The organism is Arthrobacter sp. K410C (genome assembly GCF_059090105.1).
Genome location: NZ_JBNHFJ010000001.1, coordinates 161,015 through 178,626, shown reverse-complemented (window position 1 = coordinate 178,626; position 17,612 = coordinate 161,015). Strand labels below are relative to the sequence as shown.

General features: G+C 66.6%; 12 protein-coding genes and 2 tRNA genes. All 14 read left to right on the top strand.

The annotated features are described in order from the left end of the window. Positions 1-108 precede the first annotated feature (108 nt). The 14 genes from serA to AC5RU7_RS00830 all read left to right on the top strand — a co-directional run bounded on the left by serA (position 109) and on the right by AC5RU7_RS00830 (position 17,596). A complete protein-coding gene (gene serA, locus AC5RU7_RS00895; RefSeq protein WP_494050708.1) occupies positions 109-1,698 on the top strand; it encodes a phosphoglycerate dehydrogenase in 1,590 nt (529 codons plus the stop codon). Between the two features lie 217 nt (positions 1,699-1,915). Continuing rightward, positions 1,916-4,711, top strand: coding sequence for an ABC transporter permease (locus AC5RU7_RS00890; RefSeq protein ID WP_494050707.1), 2,796 nt, complete (start codon positions 1,916-1,918; stop codon positions 4,709-4,711). Beyond that, positions 4,708-5,463, top strand: coding sequence for an ABC transporter ATP-binding protein (locus AC5RU7_RS00885; protein WP_494008583.1), 756 nt, complete (start codon positions 4,708-4,710; stop codon positions 5,461-5,463). The genes AC5RU7_RS00890 and AC5RU7_RS00885 overlap by 4 nt, the downstream gene beginning before the upstream one ends. Positions 5,464-5,497: 34 nt before the next feature. Continuing rightward, complete coding sequence (gene metG / locus AC5RU7_RS00880; protein WP_494050706.1) at positions 5,498-7,057, top strand: methionine--tRNA ligase; 1,560 nt, start codon at positions 5,498-5,500, stop codon at positions 7,055-7,057. 167 nt (positions 7,058-7,224) lie between these two features. Then, on the top strand, positions 7,225-8,277 hold the full coding sequence (locus AC5RU7_RS00875; RefSeq protein WP_494008581.1) for a 3-isopropylmalate dehydrogenase: 1,053 nt from the start codon (positions 7,225-7,227) through the stop codon (positions 8,275-8,277). Positions 8,278-8,379: 102 nt separating this feature from the next. Continuing rightward, complete coding sequence (locus AC5RU7_RS00870; RefSeq protein WP_494050705.1) at positions 8,380-9,492, top strand: branched-chain amino acid aminotransferase; 1,113 nt, start codon at positions 8,380-8,382, stop codon at positions 9,490-9,492. A 248-nt stretch (positions 9,493-9,740) separates the two neighbouring features. Continuing rightward, positions 9,741-10,550 carry an MBL fold metallo-hydrolase gene (locus tag AC5RU7_RS00865; protein WP_494050704.1) on the top strand — a complete coding sequence of 270 codons (810 nt, stop codon included), beginning with the start codon at positions 9,741-9,743 and terminating at the stop codon, positions 10,548-10,550. A 5-nt stretch (positions 10,551-10,555) separates the two neighbouring features. Continuing rightward, entirely contained in the window at positions 10,556-11,332 is a 777-nt protein-coding gene (locus AC5RU7_RS00860; protein ID WP_494008578.1) for a fumarylacetoacetate hydrolase family protein, read from the top strand. A gap of 75 nt (positions 11,333-11,407) precedes the next feature. After that, positions 11,408-12,922 carry a glutamate--tRNA ligase gene (gene gltX, locus AC5RU7_RS00855; protein WP_494050703.1) on the top strand — a complete coding sequence of 505 codons (1,515 nt, stop codon included), beginning with the start codon at positions 11,408-11,410 and terminating at the stop codon, positions 12,920-12,922. Further along, positions 12,922-13,701: an HAD family hydrolase gene (locus AC5RU7_RS00850; RefSeq protein WP_494050702.1), complete on the top strand. Its 780-nt coding sequence runs from the start codon at positions 12,922-12,924 to the stop codon at positions 13,699-13,701. The genes gltX and AC5RU7_RS00850 overlap by 1 nt, the downstream gene beginning before the upstream one ends. A gap of 67 nt (positions 13,702-13,768) precedes the next feature. Continuing rightward, positions 13,769-13,840, top strand: a tRNA-Gln gene (locus AC5RU7_RS00845). A 131-nt stretch (positions 13,841-13,971) separates the two neighbouring features. Further along, positions 13,972-14,047 (top strand) — tRNA-Glu (locus AC5RU7_RS00840). 166 nt (positions 14,048-14,213) lie between these two features. After that, complete coding sequence (locus tag AC5RU7_RS00835; protein ID WP_494050701.1) at positions 14,214-15,983, top strand: dynamin family protein; 1,770 nt, start codon at positions 14,214-14,216, stop codon at positions 15,981-15,983. Beyond that, positions 15,980-17,596: a GTPase gene (locus AC5RU7_RS00830; RefSeq protein ID WP_494050700.1), complete on the top strand. Its 1,617-nt coding sequence runs from the start codon at positions 15,980-15,982 to the stop codon at positions 17,594-17,596. The genes AC5RU7_RS00835 and AC5RU7_RS00830 overlap by 4 nt, the downstream gene beginning before the upstream one ends. The last annotated feature ends 16 nt before the right edge of the window (positions 17,597-17,612 follow it).

The following is a 17,612-nucleotide window of genomic DNA, read 5'->3' as shown; positions in this document are numbered from 1 at the left end:
TCACCAGGGGCCACGGTGAGGCCGGGTTCACACTTAACAATGTGAGCCCGGCCTTTCCGTCGGCCTAGACTTGTTCCATCCCCAGGACTGCAACGCAGAGGATCAGCCGTGTCAAAACCCGTAGTACTGCTCGCCGAAGAACTTTCCCCCGCCACCGTCGAGGCCCTCGGCCCGGACTTCGAAATCCGCCAGACCGACGGCGCCGACCGTTCCCAGCTGCTCTCGGCCATCAGCGACGTTGACGCCATCCTGGTCCGCTCCGCGACCCAGGTGGATGCGGAAGCCATTGCCGCGGCAACGAACCTGAAGGTCATCGCCCGCGCCGGCGTGGGACTGGACAACGTTGACATCAAGGCCGCCACCCAGGCCGGCGTCATGGTGGTCAACGCCCCCACGTCCAACATCGTCTCCGCGGCGGAACTCACTGTGGGCCACATCCTCAGCCTGGCCCGGCACATCCCGCAGGCCAGCGCAGCCCTCAAGGACGGCGAGTGGAAGCGTTCCAAGTACACGGGCATCGAACTGTTCGAGAAGAAGATTGGCATCATCGGCCTGGGTCGGATTGGCGCGCTCGTGGCCGCCCGGCTCAAAGGCTTCGATACCAAGATCCTTGCGTACGACCCCTACATCACTTCCGCCCGTGCAGCGCAGCTCGGCGTCCAGCTGGTCACCCTTGACGAGCTCCTTGCCCAGTCCGACTTCATCACCATCCACATGCCCAAGACCCCTGAAACCGTGGGCATGCTGGGCGCGGCCGCCTTCAAGAAGATGAAGAACACGGCCTACGTGGTCAACGTGGCCCGCGGCGGCCTGGTGGACGAGGAAGCACTCTTCACCGCACTGCAGGACGGCGAAATCGCCGGCGCCGGCGTCGACGTGTTCGCCAAGGAGCCCAGCACGGACCTGCCGTTCTTCAAGCTGGACAATGTGGTGGTCACCCCGCACCTGGGCGCGTCCACTGACGAGGCCCAGGAAAAGGCCGGCGTCTCCGTGGCAAAGTCCGTCCGTCTCGCCCTCGCCGGTGAGCTGGTCCCGGATGCCGTCAACGTCGCCGGCGGCGTCATCGCCCCCGATGTCCGCCCCGGCATCCCGCTGATCGAAAAGCTCGGCCGGATCTTCACCGCCCTGACCCACGATTCCCTGACCCAGTTCGACGTCGAGGTTGCCGGCGAAATCTCCTCGCTCGACGTCAAGGTCCTGGAACTGGCGGCCCTGAAGGGCATTTTCGCGGACGTCGTGACCGAGCAGGTCTCCTACGTTAACGCCCCGGTCATCGCGGAACAGCGCGGCATCAACGTCCGCCTGATCACCACTCCGGAAACGGAGTCCTACCGCAACGTCCTGACCCTGCGCGGCGCGCTGAGCGACGGCAGCCAGATCTCCGTGGCTGGAACCTTGACCGGACCCAAGCAGATCCAGAAGCTCGTGGGCATCAACGGCTTCGAGGTGGAAATCCCCATCAGCGAGCACGTGGTGGTGGTGGGCTACACCGACCGCCCCGGCGTCATCGGCACCATCGGCCACATCCTGGGCATGAACAACATCAACATCGCCGGCATGCAGGTGGCCCGCCACGACCAGGGCGGCCAGGTCCTTGCGCTGCTCACCGTGGACAGCTCCGTGCCGCAGCAGGTGCTGGACGCCATCAAGGCCGGCATCGGCGCGGACATGGTCCGGGAAGTGGACCTGGAAGACTAAATACCCCGGGAGTGACCGGGAAACGCCGTACCAACGGCCGCCGCCGGGCGTGTCCCGGCGGGGCCACATATGATTGGCCGGTCTGCTTACAATGGCTTGGTCCTGGTTCAGGACCAAGCCGGCAGGCCGGCCATCACCTTTTGCACATCCGTCCGTAGTCGTCCATGTCCGCCGGGGGGCACGGTGTGCGCACGCAATCCAGGTTTCAGGGAGTTCCATGAACGCCGTCCAGAGGTTCATCAGAAGCAAAGTGCTGCTGTTGACCGCTGCCATCTTGATCGCAGCCATGTGCTTGTCGGTCCTCGTCCAAAGCCAGTCCCAGGCCGCACTCAACCGGACCGTGGATGAAAATTCCCGCGGCCTCTACGACGTCCTCGTCCACGCCAAAGCGCCCGCCGGTGCCCTGCTGCAGCCGGAAATCGCCAACGGTACCGGCGGCATCAGCTTCGAACAGCTGGAGTCCATCAAGAAGCTGTCCGGCACGTCCGTGGCCGCACCCATCAGCCTGGTCTCCCGCGTGACCCAGAACCTCGAAGCGCCGCGCCTGGATGCCATGGATTACCTCGGCTACAACGCCGGGCTCGCCGGCACCGCGACGGCGGACCAGGCCGCCGGTGCCACGGCGCCGGACAAGTGGCCCGCCGCGGAGTCCGTCCTGAGTGACGAGACCAAAAAGTACCGGCTCACCGCCAGCGCGGTAAGTTCCGACGGCGTCTCCGAGCAGACCCTTTTCAAGTCCACGGCCGAGGGCACGCTGGGCAAGGCCAAACTCGTCGAGGAAAAGGCCGCCGGCGGCAGCAGCATCCGCATCGCGGCCCCCGAGGGCGAAACCGGCATCAAGTTCCCAGCCCCCGCCGGTGGATCCGAGCACAACCTGTTCAACCTGTCCGTGTCCCTGCCACTGGCGCCCGAAGTCACGGAATCCGTGTTGGCAGTCGACCCCGCGGCCGAGCGCGCCCTGCTGGGCCCGGCCGGGGACTTCCTGGCCCCGCTCGAAAAAGCCCCGCCCGCCGACGCCCGCAACGCCGGAGCCATCGGCCGCTATTTCGAAGGCCTGTTCACCAACGGAATCGGCCTGGACCAGCTGGAAGAAGGCCCCGACTTCCTGGGCGTCAAGCTCAAGTACTGGGCGCCGCTGATGACCCAGTACCAGCAGGCAAAGCGCAACGGCCAGCTCACCGCCGATTCCCAGGCGATCCCGCTGATCGTGCGCTCCGGCACTTCGCTGGACCTTAAGTACAACGTCAAGATCGAAGAGATCGACGACGCCGGCAAGGTGGTCAAGGACGTCGGAACCGTCTCCCGGTCGCTGGACAAGGACTACCTGCCGTTCGTCTCCAAGGACCCGTTCGTCCTGTCCTGGCCGGGCTCCACCGACCACTCGTCCCTGCTGGGCGCCACCGGCAACTTCAACCAGGGCCTTTACACACCAGCCACCTGGAGCACGGACTTTGCCGCCGCGCCGAAGTACACCGACGGCGAGGAGGCCGCCAACGGCGCCGTGGACAAGACCGCCGTCCCCGGCGAATGGGTGACCATCAACCGCCTGCCGGAAAAGAGCGCCAACGGCGCGCCCGTGGACCAGACCCAGCGCGAACCGGTTGACGAGCGGTCCTACCGCGAGAACCTGGCAACGGGTGAGAAGACGGCAGCCCCGCTGGCCATGGTCTACGGCACCTTCGACCCCGCCGCCGTGGCCGAGGCCGCCGGCGACGTCAACAAGCTTCCCCTGGGCGGCTACGACCCCACCCCCTTCACCCTGGTCAAGGATGCCGAGGGCAAGGACGTTCCTGCCACGGAGCTTGGGCCCTCGCTGAGCGCCACCGGACTCGCCAGCCAGTCGGCAGGCGCGATCACCGACTACTACGGGCTCGCCGCTGCCCGCGGCTACACGGACAACGCCGACGTGATCGACGCTGTCCGCGTCCGTGCCAAGGCGCCGGGGAGCTGGAAGGAAGCTCAGCCGGAGGTGGAGAAGCTCGCCGCCGAAATCCGGGACATGGGCCTGGAAGCCACCATCGTGGCCGGCTCCGCCCGCGAGGACGCCAGCATCTTCGTGCCCGGCTATTCCAAGGACGACGCCGGCAAGGAGTCCGCGCTGGGCACTGTCCAGCAGTCGTGGGTGCGGCAGAACGCGGCTGAAGCCGTGACCGGATCGCTCTCCGGAACCAACGTGACCCTGCTCTTCCTGACCTTGTGCGGTGCTGCCCTGCTGACCGGGGCGTCAACCGTGAGCTATATCCGCAAGCGGCGCAGCGAAGCCGGAACCCTCCGGGCCATGGGCTGGACCCAGCGGCGGATCCGCAGCTGGGTGCTGGAAGAGTTCGGCGTGGGTGCAGTGCTGCTGGCCGTGGCCGGCCTTGTCCTAAGCCTTGCCAGCTGGAGCCTTGCCACTGCCCTGGTGTGCGTTGCCGTCCTGCTGCTGTACATCGGTGCCGCGTTCTTTGCCGCACAGCAGCTCCGCCACCGCGACGTCATCGACCAGGAGCCGCAGCACGACGAGCGGCTTATTCCGGTGGATTCGCCGCTGACGTTCGCCAACCGCCAACTGGGCACCAACAAGTTCAACACACTGGCCCTGGCCGTGGCCGTCGGTGTTTTCGGTGCTGCCGTAGGCGGCCTCATCGCCCTGCTGATCGACATCCCCCGGGCGGCCGGAGCGAGCGCCCTGAGCGGGTTGGCTGCCGCCAGCGTGGCTTTGCCAAGCATCCTCCTGGCGCTGGCCGGCGTGGTGGTCGGCCTGGTGCTGACCCTGGTGACCGGAAGGTTCGAGCTGAACGCCAAGCGGCAGTACCTGGGCATCCTTGAGGCCATGGGCTGGAACCCGGACATGCTCCGCCAGGTCCGCCTGTTCGAAAACGCGCTGGTGGGAACCGTGGCCCTGCCCCTGGGCGTGCTGGGCGCCCTGGGCATCGGCCTCCTGCTGGCACCCTATGCCGCACTGTGGGCAGGCGTCGCCGGCCTCGTGGCTGTACTTTGCTGGATACCGATTGCAACGAAAGTGGTCCAATGACAAACCCGACCAATGTCCAGCGGAGCCGCAGGAGCGGCTCCGGCGAGGTTCCCCTGCAGACCCGCGCCAACACCATCGTCAAAGCGCCGGACCACGCCACCCCGCTGGAACTGAGCGACATCACCATCCGCTACGGCGGCGGCAAGGGCGGTGCCGAGCCCGTCAGCGTGGTGGAGGGCTTCGACCTGACCCTGCACGCCGGTGAGATGCACTGCGTCGCGGGCCGAAGCGGCTCCGGCAAGACAAGCATCCTGACCGTCGGCGCGGGACTCACGCTGCCGACGTCGGGCCGCGTCTTTTGGGAAGGTGATTCCCTGGAGAGCATGGGCGACGACGAAATCGCCGACCGCCGTCGTGCCCTCATCGGCTACGTCGACCAGGGCGGCGCCCTGATCGATGGCATGAGCGCCCTGGAGAACGTCCTCCTGCCCGCCGTTCCCGACGGTGAAGTGGACCAGCGGCGGGACATGGCCAAGGACCTCCTGGACCTGGTGGGCCTTGGCCGGCGCATGCGCCACCGTCCGGCGCAGCTGTCCGGCGGTGAGCGCCAGCGCGTCGCGATCGCCCGTGCACTGATCCTGGGTACCCGGGTCCTGGTGGTGGACGAGCCCACCGCCAGCCTGGACCGTGCCTCGGCCAACCGCATCATCAGCATCCTGAAGGACACCACTAACGACGGCATTGCCGTGCTGGTTGCGTCACACGACCACGAACTGGTCCGGCTCAGCGATACCCTGACTGAACTGATCTAGCCTGTCCCTCCGCACCGAAGGTAACCGTCCGCACGTGACTGCTTCAGAGAAGACGCCGTTCTACATCACCACGGCCATCACCTACCCCAACGGCGTGCCGCACATCGGCCATGCCTACGAGTACATCGCCACCGACGCCATGGCCCGGTTCAAGCGGCTGGACGGCTATGACGTGATGTTCCTGACCGGCACGGACGAGCACGGCATGAAGATCGCCCAGACCGCCGAAAAGGAAGGCATCACGCCCAAGGAACTGGTGGACCGGAACGCCGAGGTGTACAAGGCGGCACACGCCGCCCTCGGCATCACCTACGACCGCTTCATCCGGACCACGGATGCCGACCACTACGCAGCCTCGCAGGCCATCTGGAAAAAGATGGAAGCCAAGGGCGACATCTACCTGTCCAAGTACGAGGGCTGGTACTCGGTGCGGGACGAGGCCTTCTACGGCGAAGATGACACCGTGGTCAAGGACGACGGCGTGCGCTACTCGAAGGAAACGGACACCGAGGTGACCTGGACGGCGGAGGAGAGCTACTTCTTCCGGCTGTCCGCCTACCAGGACAAACTGCTGGCACTTTACGAGTCCCACCCGGAGTTCGGTGCGCCGCAGTACCGGTTCAACGAGGTCATCAGCTTCGTCAGGCGCGGGCTGGAGGACCTGTCGATCAGCCGCACCACCTTCGACTGGGGCGTACCGGTCCCCGGTAACGACAAGCATGTCATGTACGTCTGGGTGGATGCGCTGACGAACTACCTGACGGGCGTGGGCTATCCCGACGTCGAGTCGGAGAAGTTCCGCAAGTTCTGGCCTGCGGACGTCCATATCATCGGCAAGGACATCTCCCGTTTCCACGCCATCTACTGGCCTGCGTTCCTGATGAGCGCGGGCCTGGAGTTGCCCAAGCGGGTGATGATCCACGGCTTCCTGCACAACAACGGCGTGAAGATGTCCAAATCGCTGGGCAACGTAGTGGCCCCGGCCGACTTCGTGGCACAGTACGGCCTGGACCAGGTGCGGTTCTTCTTCCTCCGCGAGGTCCCCTTCGGCGCGGACGGAAGCTACAACCACGAAGCCATCGTGGGCAGGATGAACTCGGACCTCGCCAACAACTTCGGCAACCTGGCGCAGCGGTCGCTGTCCATGGTGGCCAAGAACTGTGGCGGCGCCGTTCCTGTGCCTGGGGAGTTCACTGCGGCGGACACCGCCATCCTCGAGCAGGCCGGGGGGCTTCTGGAGACTGCCCGGTCCGCGTTCGAAAAGCAGGAATTCAGCCGGGCCCTGGAGGCCATCTGGGCGGTCCTGGGTGACACCAACGCGTACTTCGCCGACCAGGCGCCGTGGGTCCTGCGGAAGACCGACGTCGAACGGATGAACACCGTGCTTTACGTGACGCTTGAGGTGCTCCGGATCGTGGCCGTCCTGGCCCAGCCGGTGATGCCCGCCGCCACGGGGAAGCTGCTGGAAAGCCTGGGCCAGCCTGACGGCGAAGCCCGGCAGTTCTCCGCCATCGCCACTCCGATCGCCGCCGGGACTGCCCTCCCGGCACCGTCCCCGGTATTTCCGAAGTACGAGGAACCTGCCGGGGCCTGACAGCTGCCCCGGGCCGGCCTGGCCGGCCCGGGGCAGCCCGCCACCATGCAAGTAACCTACGAAAAGTCCAGCCTGACGATCTGTGGGGGACGAACGTTTTGTCGTTGCAACGCCCGCATAATGAGACGGCTTGACCAGCATCTGGATCGCTTGGCTACCCTGAAACTATGAGCGCATCCTCCATCGATCTCGCAGTTATCCCCGGCGACGGCATTGGCCCCGAGGTCATTGCCGAGGCAGTCAAAGTCCTGGAAAAAGCTGTTGCTGCAGAAGGGGTGGAGCTCAAGCAGACGCACTACAAGCTCGGCGCTGAACACTGGCTGGCAACCGGGGAGACCCTCCCGGACGAGGTCCTCGCCGACCTGCGGACCAGGGACGCCATCCTCTTCGGCGCAGTGGGTGCGGCCCCCGGCGATACCCGCATCCCGTCAGGCATCATCGAGCGCGAGATGCTGCTGAAGCTCCGCTTCAGCCTGGACCACTACGTCAACCTGAGGCCGTCGCGGCTGTACGGAACCGTGGGCAGCCCGCTGGCCAACCCGGGCCCCATCGACTTCATTGTTGTCCGTGAAGGAACCGAGGGCCCCTATGTGGGCAACGGCGGCAGCCTCCGGGCCGGCACCCCGCACGAGGTTGCCACCGAAGTGTCCCTGAACACCGCCCACGGCGTGGAGCGCGTGGTGCGGGACGCCTTCCGCCGCGCCAGTGCACGGGAGCGCAAGCACGTCACCCTGGTCCACAAGCACAATGTCCTGGTCTACGCAGGCCACCTCTGGAAGCGGACCGTGGAGACAGTCGCGGCGGAGTTCCCGGAGGTCACGCACGACTACCTGCACGTGGATGCAGCCACCATTTTCATGGTCACGGACCCGTCCCGCTTTGACGTGATCGTCACGGACAACCTTTTCGGCGACATCCTGACCGACCTTGCTGCCGCCGTCACCGGGGGCATCGGGCTGGCGGCATCCGGCAACATCAACATGGACCGTACCGCCCCGTCCATGTTCGAACCGGTCCACGGCTCCGCTCCGGACATCGCCGGCCAGGGCAAAGCAGACCCCACCGCCGCCATCCTGTCCGCCGCCCTTCTCCTGGACCACCTCGGCTACACTACGGCGGCCCGCAGGATCGAAGCGGCAGTGGTTGCCGACGTCGAAAAGCGCGACGGCGGCGCCCGCAGCACCAGTGCGATCGGCGACGCGATCGCGGCCGGGCTCTGACCCGCGCCGAGGCCTCCGGCATCGGGCGTAAGCTTGTCTCGAATCACCAAATGCCGCCCCTCCGTTCAGCGCTGAACCCGGGCGGCCGATCGTGGAGGAACCATGACCCAGACTGCCCACGGCGTCGAATTCAGCCAGCAGCTTTCGGCCAACCCGAAGTCTGCTGAAGAGCGTGCAGCCATCCTGGCGAACCCGGGATTCGGCAACCACTTCACCGACCACACCGCCATCGTTGACTACAGCGTCGATGAGAACGGTAAAGGCGGCTGGCACAACCCACGGGTGGAGGCCTACGGGCCGATTTCCCTGGACCCGTCCGCGGCCGTGCTGCATTACGGCCAGGAAATTTTCGAAGGGCTCAAGGCCTACCGCCACGCCGACGGCTCGGTGTGGACCTTCCGTCCGGAAGCCAACGCCGCCCGCCTCAACAAGTCGGCCCGCAGGCTGGCGCTGCCCGAACTGCCTGCCGAATACTTCCTCGGCGCCATCCGCGAACTGGTGGCCGTGGACAAGGAATGGGTTCCTGACGGCGACGGGGAGTCCCTGTACCTGCGGCCGTTCATGATCGCAACCGAGGCATTCCTTGGCGTCCGGGCCGCGCGCGAAGTCTCCTTCCGCGTCATCGCCTCACCGGCAGGCAACTACTTCGGCGGCGAGCTCAAGCCGGTGTCCATCTGGATTTCCCGGGAGTACGCGCGGGCCGGCCGCGGCGGCACCGGCGCGGCCAAGTGCGGCGGCAACTACGCTGCCTCGCTCATCGCGCAGCAGGAAGCCGAAGCCAATGGCTGCAAGCAGGTCCTGTTCCTCGACCAGTTCAATGACAACGCGGTGGAAGAGCTGGGCGGCATGAACGTGTTCTTCGTCATGAAGGACGGCTCGCTGGCCACCCCGGCACTCACCGGCACCATCCTGGAAGGCGTCACCCGGATGTCCGTCATCCAGGTGGCCAAGGACATGGGCCGGGAAGTCGCCGAGCGCAAGATCACCCTGGATGAGTGGCGCGACGGCGTCGCCTCCGGTGACATCACCGAGGTCTTTGCCTGCGGTACTGCCGCCGTCATCACCCCCATCGGAGTCCTCAAGGACGCCACGGAATTCATCGGATCCGAGGACGCCAAGGCGGGGGAGACCACCATGGCCATCCGTGAGCGGCTGCTCGGCATCCAGACCGGGACGTCCCCCGACACCCACGGCTGGCTGACCCGCCTGGCCTGAGCCGGGCCAGGTCCCGCCATTTCAAGGGTCCAGAGAACCACGACGGCGCCTCCCGGGCTTCTGCCCGGCAGGCGCCGTTCGTCACAGGACCCCTCAGCGGCGGGCGGCTTTCCTGGCAGCGTTCTTCAAGGCCTTGCGGGAGATCTGTCCTTCTCTGTTGCGGCATGGTCGTTGTCAACCCGGACACCCCGCTGTTCTATGCCGGGTGCAAGGCGGCGATGGTCCGGCGGCGATGCAAAGATGGGACGGTGACGTCCGCTTCCCGGCCCATCCTGCAGCGCAGCTCCGCCCTGACCCAATACATCCTGGCCCCCAATCCCGGGCCCATGAGCCTCGAGGGGACCAACTCCTACGTGGTGCGTGCCACCGGCTATTCCCGTGCAGTCGTGGTGGACCCGGGCCCGCTCGACGAGGGCCACCTGCGCGCGCTGGCTGCCGGCCCGGTGGAACTCATCCTCGTTACCCACCGCCATGCGGACCATACGGCAGGATCTGCCCGCCTGCATGACCTGACGGGAGCCCCCGTCCGTGCCGCTGATCCGGTGCATTGCCACGGCGGCGGAGAGCCCCTGCACGGAGGGGTGATCCACGCTGGCGGGCTGGAGATTCAGGTGCTGCCCACGCCCGGCCATACGTCCGATTCTCTGTGTTTCCATCTTCCGGAGGACGGCCCCCATGGTTCCGTGCTGACCGGCGACACCATCCTAGGCAGGGGTACCACCATGCTGGACTTCCCGGACGGCACGCTGGGGGACTACCTCAGCACTTTGGACAGGCTTGAGGCGTTGGGCCCGGCCACGGTTCTCCCGGCACACGGGCCCATACTGCCTTCCGTGGAGTCGATTGCCCGGGATTACCGCCTGCACCGGCAGGAGCGGCTCGGCCAGATCCGTGCGGCGCTGGAACAACTCGGCCGGGATGCTACGGCAGGAGAAGTGGCTGACGTGGTTTATGCCGACGTCGTCCCCTCCGTCCGGAAGGCTGCCGAAATGTCAGTCGCCGCCCAGTTGCACTACCTGCGCGGTGAAGGAAGCGGCCAGGCCCGAACGGTAGGGTAGGACCCATGCGTATTGCCAGGTTTGTTGTCGATTCTGATCCCCTTTACGGTGTTGTTGAAGGTGAACCGGGCAGTGAGGAAATCACTGTCATCCATGGTGACCCCTTCTTCAACGGTGTTGAGCGCACCTCCGTCCGCCACAAGCTGGAGGACGTCCGGCTGCTGGCCCCAATCATCCCCCGCAGCAAGGTCATCGGCGTGGGGCGCAACTACGTGGAGCACGCGCGCGAACTTGGCAATGAAGTGCCTGCGCAGCCGCTCCTTTTCCTCAAGCCCAACACCGCCGTTGTCGGCCCCAACGATCCCGTCGTGCTGCCGGAATTCTCGGAGGAAGTGTCCTTCGAGGCGGAACTCTGCGTGGTGGTCGGCCGGATCTGCAAGGACGTCCCGGAGGACCGCGTGGACGACGTCATCTTCGGCTACACCTGCGGGAACGACCTCACCGCCCGCGACGTCCAGAAGACCGACCTGCAATGGACCCGGGCCAAGGGTTTTGACACCTCGGCGCCGCTGGGCCCGTGGATCGAGACTGACCTCGACACCGAGGACCTGCAGATCCAGGGGCGGCTGAACGGCGAGGTGCGCCAGGACGGCAGCACCAGCCAGATGATCCGGGGCGTGCGGGAACTGGTCTCCGTGGTCTCACAGGCCTTCACCCTCCTGCCAGGAGACGTCATCATGACCGGAACACCTGCCGGTGTGGGCCTGGTGAATCCTGGCGACCGCTTTGAGGTGGAGATTGAGGGAATCGGACGCCTGTCCAATCCGATCGTCCGCCGCTGACACCAGCGGACAGCCGCCGGCATCTGCCGCCGCCCGCGCCGGGCGGCGGCAGCAGACGGTAAAGTTGGAGCCACTATGACTACTCCTTCTGCGTCCCCTGCTGCCTCCCTGCCATCCGTTTCAGCCGATACACCCGTGCGCGTCCGGTTTTGCCCCTCGCCCACCGGTACCCCGCACGTCGGCCTGATCCGGACTGCGCTCTTCAACTGGGCCCATGCCAAGCACACCAAGGGAACGTTCGTCTTCCGCATCGAGGACACCGATGCCGCACGCGACTCGGAGGAAAGCTACCAGCAACTGCTGGAAGCGCTGAAGTGGCTGGGCATCACCTGGGAAGAAGGGGTGGAAGTCGGCGGCCCGCACGAACCGTACCGGCAGTCGCAGCGCCTTGACCTCTACAAGGACGTCGTAGCCAAGCTGATCGCGGGCGGCTACGCCTACGAGTGCTACTCGTCCCCCGAGGAAGTGGAGGCACGCCACCGCGCCGCGGGACGCGATCCCAAGCTCGGCTACGACAACTTTGACCGCGAGCTCACCGAGGAGCAGGTGGCAGCGTTCCAGGCGGAAGGCCGCCAGCCCGTGCTGCGGGTGCGGATGCCCGACGAGGACGTCACCTTCACCGACCTGGTGCGCGGCGAAATCACGTTCAAAGCCGGCAGCATCCCGGACTACGTCATCGTCCGCGCCGACGGTTCGCCCCTGTACACCCTGGTGAATCCGGTCGACGATGCACTCATGGGCATCACCCACGTGCTGCGCGGGGAGGACCTGCTCTCGTCCACGCCCCGGCAGGTAGTCCTCATCCGGGCCCTGATGGACATCGGCGTGGCCAGCTATATGCCGGACTTCGGCCACCTGCCATACGTCATGGGTGAAGGCAACAAGAAGCTGTCCAAGCGGGACCCGCAGTCAAACCTTTTCCTCCTGCGCGACCGGGGCTTCATTCCCGAAGGCCTCCTCAACTACCTCTCGCTGCTGGGCTGGAGCCTGTCCGCAGACGAGGACATTTTCACGGTGGACCAGCTCATCGAGCACTTCGACGTGCACGACGTCCTTGCCAACCCGGCACGCTTCGACATCAAGAAGGCCGAAGCCATCAACGGCACCCACATCCGGATGCTGGCCCCTGAAGACTTCCGGGACCGGCTGGTGCCCTACCTGCGGAACGCAGGCCACCTGGGGGAGCAGCTCACGGAGCGGCAGGAGGAGATCCTCACCGAAGCGGCGCCCCTGATCCAGGAACGCATTGCCCTGCTGGGCGAGGCGCCGGACATGCTCGGGTTCCTGTTCAAGGATGATGAGGCCATCGACATTGCCGATGACGCCCGCAAGGGACTGCCGCAGAACCTCGGGGAAGTCCTGGACGCAGCCATTGCCGCGCTCGAGCCGGTGGAAGACTGGACGCCGGACAATATCCAGGCCGCGCTCAAGCAGGCGCTCGTGGAGGACCTCGGCATCAAGCCGCGCCTGGCCTTCGGCCCGGTCCGCACGGCCGTGTCCGGCCGCAGGATCTCGCCCCCATTGTTCGAATCCATGGTGATCCTGGGCAAGGAATCATCCCTGCGCCGGCTCCGGAACTTCCGCGGCTGATGACTGCTCCCGGCAAGGCGCGCAGCGGCGTCCTGAAGACACCCTTCGGGGCGGTCCGCGGTGTTCTCTTCGACATCGACGACACCCTGGTGGACCTTGAATACTCGATGACCACTGCCTTGCGGGAGGTCAGCGAACATCTCCTGCCCGGCCTGGACCAGGCCGGGTGGGAGCGGTTCGGGCGCATCTTCACGCACGAGACCACGCACTACTACGACCAGTACCTCGCCGGGGAAGTGACGTTCAACGAACAGCGCCTGCTCCGTGGCCGCGCGGCCCTGGGGCACTTCGGGGTTGAACTGGCTGACGGCCAGGAATCGCACCGGTGGCTCAACGCCTACATGGAGCGCCAGCCTGCCTACGTCAAGCCTTTCCCGGACGTCCTGCCGCTGCTGGATGTCCTGGACGGCGCAGGCATCCCTTACGGCGCCGTCAGCAACAACGTCCACGACTACCAGCGGGCCAAGCTGGACAGCGCGGGACTGGAACGTGTTTCACACCTGGTGGGCACGGACACGCTCGGCGTCGCCAAACCCAATCCGGCGATCTACCTCGAGGGCGTACGGCTGCTGGGCACTGCCGCCTCCGAAACGCTCTACGTGGGTGACAACCGGCTGCTGGATGCGGAAGGCTCGACGGCCGCCGGGCTGCTGGGCGTATGGCTGAACCGGACAGGCGAGCCGGTGACAGGGTTCGACGGCCACATGGTTGCCTCCCTGGACGGACTGGTAAGGCACGTCACACCCGGCCGATTTGTGCGAGCTGAAAGTCTCGGGTAGAGTATTTTCTCGTGCTGAGGCGCACGGAGCGGGGCAAAAGCCCTGAAGACCGGCCCGAAAGTGCCATTGGGATATGGTGTAATTGGCAACACTACGGTTTCTGGTACCGTCATTCTAGGTTCGAGTCCTGGTATCCCAGCTCTGGTTTGAGCGCCGGTTTTACGGCCTCGGGACAGAACAGTTTCAAACGGTCCGCCGATTTGGAACGCGAGCGAAGTGTGTGAAACAATCACTGAGCTTGACCAGCGGAAACGCTGGCAGGAAGTACACGGCCCCATCGTATAGCGGCCTAGTACGCCGCCCTCTCACGGCGGTAACGCGGGTTCGAATCCCGCTGGGGTCACCATCGAAATGGTCCCGGGCAGAAGCCCGGGACCATTTTTCTTTCTCCGGCTTTATCCCCGCCGGCCGGACAATTCCCCGGGCGATGCCAGGTGGACCTGACCATCCATAGGGGAGTCCCGCCGTCGGGTCGCCGCCTATTGAACCGCGTGAGCTGGCATGATGTTGCTGTGACCTCCCGGAACGAGCACGATGATGCAGGCCAGCCGGCGCAGACCGCCGAGGCGGTGGCGCTGCTGGAAAATGTGCGGAGCGCGCTTGCGGAGGTCAGCCTGCCGCTGGCGCTTCCGGGTGCTGATCTGGCCCGGCGCGAGGCGGCCGGTGCCGCCAGCCAGCTGGATGACTACATCCTTCCCCGGTACCGCAGCCTGGATGCTCCGCTGCTGGCCGTCGTCGGCGGCTCCACGGGCGCCGGGAAGTCGACGCTGGTGAATGCGCTCGTGGGCCATCCGGTAACCCGTGCAGGCGCCATCCGGCCCACTACCCGCCAGCCCATCCTGCTGCACAACCCGGCGGAGGCGGACTGGTTCGAAGGTCAGCGTGTCCTTCCTGGCCTCAGCCGGATCCGCGGCGCCCTCGCCGGGCAGGTTCCCGCCGGCCAGGCAACGCAAAGCCCTGGGACCGCGCCGTCGTCGTCGCTCGTCCTGCTGGCGGATCCCGCCGTTCCTGCCGGGATCGCACTGCTGGACGCCCCGGACGTCGATTCCATCGCGGATGAGAACAGGAGGCTGGCAGGGCAGCTGCTGGCGGCGGCAGACCTCTGGATCTTCGTCACCACCGCCAACCGCTACGCCGACGCCGTTCCCTGGAAGCTGCTGCTGGACGCGGCCGCCAGGGACATCATGGTGGCCGTGGTGCTGGACAGGGTTCCGCCAGGGGCGGAGGCTGAAGTCAGCGGGGACCTCCGGTTGCTCCTGGACAGGGAGGGCCTGGGTGGTGCGCAGCTGTTCATCATTCCGGAGACCACACTGGATTCAAGCGGCATGCTGCCGGCAGCAGCTGTCCGTCCGTTAGCCACATGGCTGCAGAACCTCGCAGCGGACGCCGCCGGCCGCTCGGACGTCGCCCGGAGGACCCTCAACGGGGCCGTCCGGGCACTGGCCGGCAAGGTTTCCGCAATTGCCCTGGCGGCGGCAGAGCAGCGGCGCGCAGCCGGCAGCCTGGAGTCGGACGCCGTGTCGGCCTACCGGGACGCAGCGGAGCGAATTATGGACGCCACCCGGGACGGCGCGCTCCTGCGCGGTGAAGTCCTCGCCCGGTGGCAGGACTTCGTTGGTACGGGCGAGTTCTTCCGGGCCTTGGAGCAGAACGTCGGACGCTTCCGGGACCGGCTCGGTGCCTTCTTCCGGGGCGAACCGCCCCCCGCCGTCCGGGTGGAGGCCGCCATCGAGACAGGCCTGCAGGCCGTCATCCTGGACGAGGCAGCCAACGCCGCCGAGGAGACCGACCAGCGCTGGCGGTCCGATCCGGCCGGGCGTCAACTGCTGGGGACGGACGATCTGTCCGGTACTGCTCCGGTCTTCGCCGACCGGGCCGCTGCCGAAATCCGTGCGTGGCAGGAGGCGCTCATGGAGCTCATCCGGACAGAGGGCCAGGGCAAGCGGACCCAGGCCCGCTGGTTGTCCTTCGGCATCAACGGCCTCGGCGCCGCGCTGATGATCGTGGTTTTCTCGATGACCGCTGGACTTACAGGCCTGGAAGTCGGTGTTGCCGGCGGTACTGCCGTGGTGGGCCAGCGGCTGCTGGAAGCGGTGTTCGGCGAGGATGCAGTCCGCCGGATGGCCGAAAAGGCGCGGGAGGACCTCGCCGTCCGGTGCCGGCAGCTGCTCGATGAAGAGCAGCAGAAATTCCTTGACCGGCTGCCGGAAGGCGTTGAAGGCACTGAAGGCGTCCTTGCGGCACAGTCCAATGCCCTGGTCCGGCTGGCAGGCAGCGCGTGAGCCGCCACAGTGCGGCCAGGGAGGCTTCCCGGCTGGACGGCCGGCTCCAGGCGCTCGACGACGCCCGCGGCCTCGGCGAAGGCGTCCTTCCCGATCAGGCGCTGGAGGAAGTCGTGGCTGTCCTGGACAGGGCCAGTTCCCGCCGGTCACTGTCCGCAGACCACACCGTGGTGGGCTTCTTTGGTGCCACGGGCAGCGGCAAATCCTCCTTGTTCAACGCGGTCAGCGGCGCAGAAATTGCGACGGCGGCGGCCCGCCGACCCACGACATCGGAACCTTTGGCCGGGGTCTGGGGAGCGGACGGCAGCGGGCCGCTCCTTGACTGGCTCGAAGTCCGCAACCGGCACCACGCGGCCGCCGTGGACGGCTTCGCGGATGAGGAGACAGGGCTGATCCTTCTGGATCTGCCCGATTTCGACTCCACCCGCGAAGCCAACCGTGAGGTGGTACAGCGGATGGTAGGCCTGGTTGACGTCCTGGTGTGGGTCCTGGACCCGCAAAAGTATGCCGACGCGGCAGTCCATCACGGCTTCCTCGCGCCGCTCGCCTCCCACGGGGCGGTGACCCTCGTGGTGCTTAACCAGGTTGACCGGCTGCCAGTGCCGGACGTGGAACCGGTGCTCCAATCCCTCCGCGCCATCCTGGCGGGCGACGGCCTCGGCCAGGTGAAGGTGCTGTCCACGTCCGCGGTGACGGGTGCCGGCATCGATACCTTGCGGGCGGCCATCCGGTCCGTTGCCGTCCAGCGCAGGGCCCAGTCGCAGCGGTTGGCTGCAGATGTGTCCAAGGCAGGCCGGGAACTGAGGGCAACCTCAGGGGACGGGGAAGCCGCCGGGGTTGCCCCTGGGGCAAAAGCCAGGCTTGCCGATGAACTGGCAATCGCGGCGAATGTGCCTGTTGTAGTAAGCGCCGTTTCCCGGTCCTACCGGCTGGAAGCGGCGCGGCGGACCGGCTGGCCCGTCACCCGGTGGCTTTCCAGGTTCCGTCCGGACCCCCTGCGCCGGCTCAATCTCCGCAGCAGCACGCCGGCCGAGCTGAACCGGACGTCACTGCCGTCCGCCGGTGCCCCGGAGCGTGCCCGGACGGACGCCGCCGTGCGGGCGTTCGCCGACGCCGCCAGTGCCGGCGCGCCCGGACCGTGGCGCGCCGCCATCAGGAGCGCAGCCCGGGAAGGCCGTGAAAGGCTGCCGGATGCCCTGGACCAGGCGATCGCCGGGACTGACATCGGCGCCAACCGCAAAGCATGGTGGTGGGGCCTCTTCAATGTGATGCAGTGGCTGGCGCTTCTGACGGTGCTGGGCGGACTTGGCTGGCTCGGCGTGCTCGCCGGCCTGGGCTACTTCCAGATGCCCGTGCCGGAAGTGCCGCGCGTGGAAGGCTGGCCCATACCCACCCTGATGGCCACGTCCGGCGTGGTGCTGGGGGTCTTCCTTGCCGTCACCGGCCGGATCGTTGCCGCCGGTGCCGCAAGCTCCCGGGCCAAGAGGGCGCGGAAGCGGCTGAACAAAGCCGTAGCAGCCGTGGCCCAAAAGCTGATCGTGGAGCCGGTGGAGGTGGAGGTGACCAGGCTCGCCGCCTTCAACGCCGCCTTGAGGCGTGCCGGGGAAAGCTAGGAACGAGCCCGCGGAC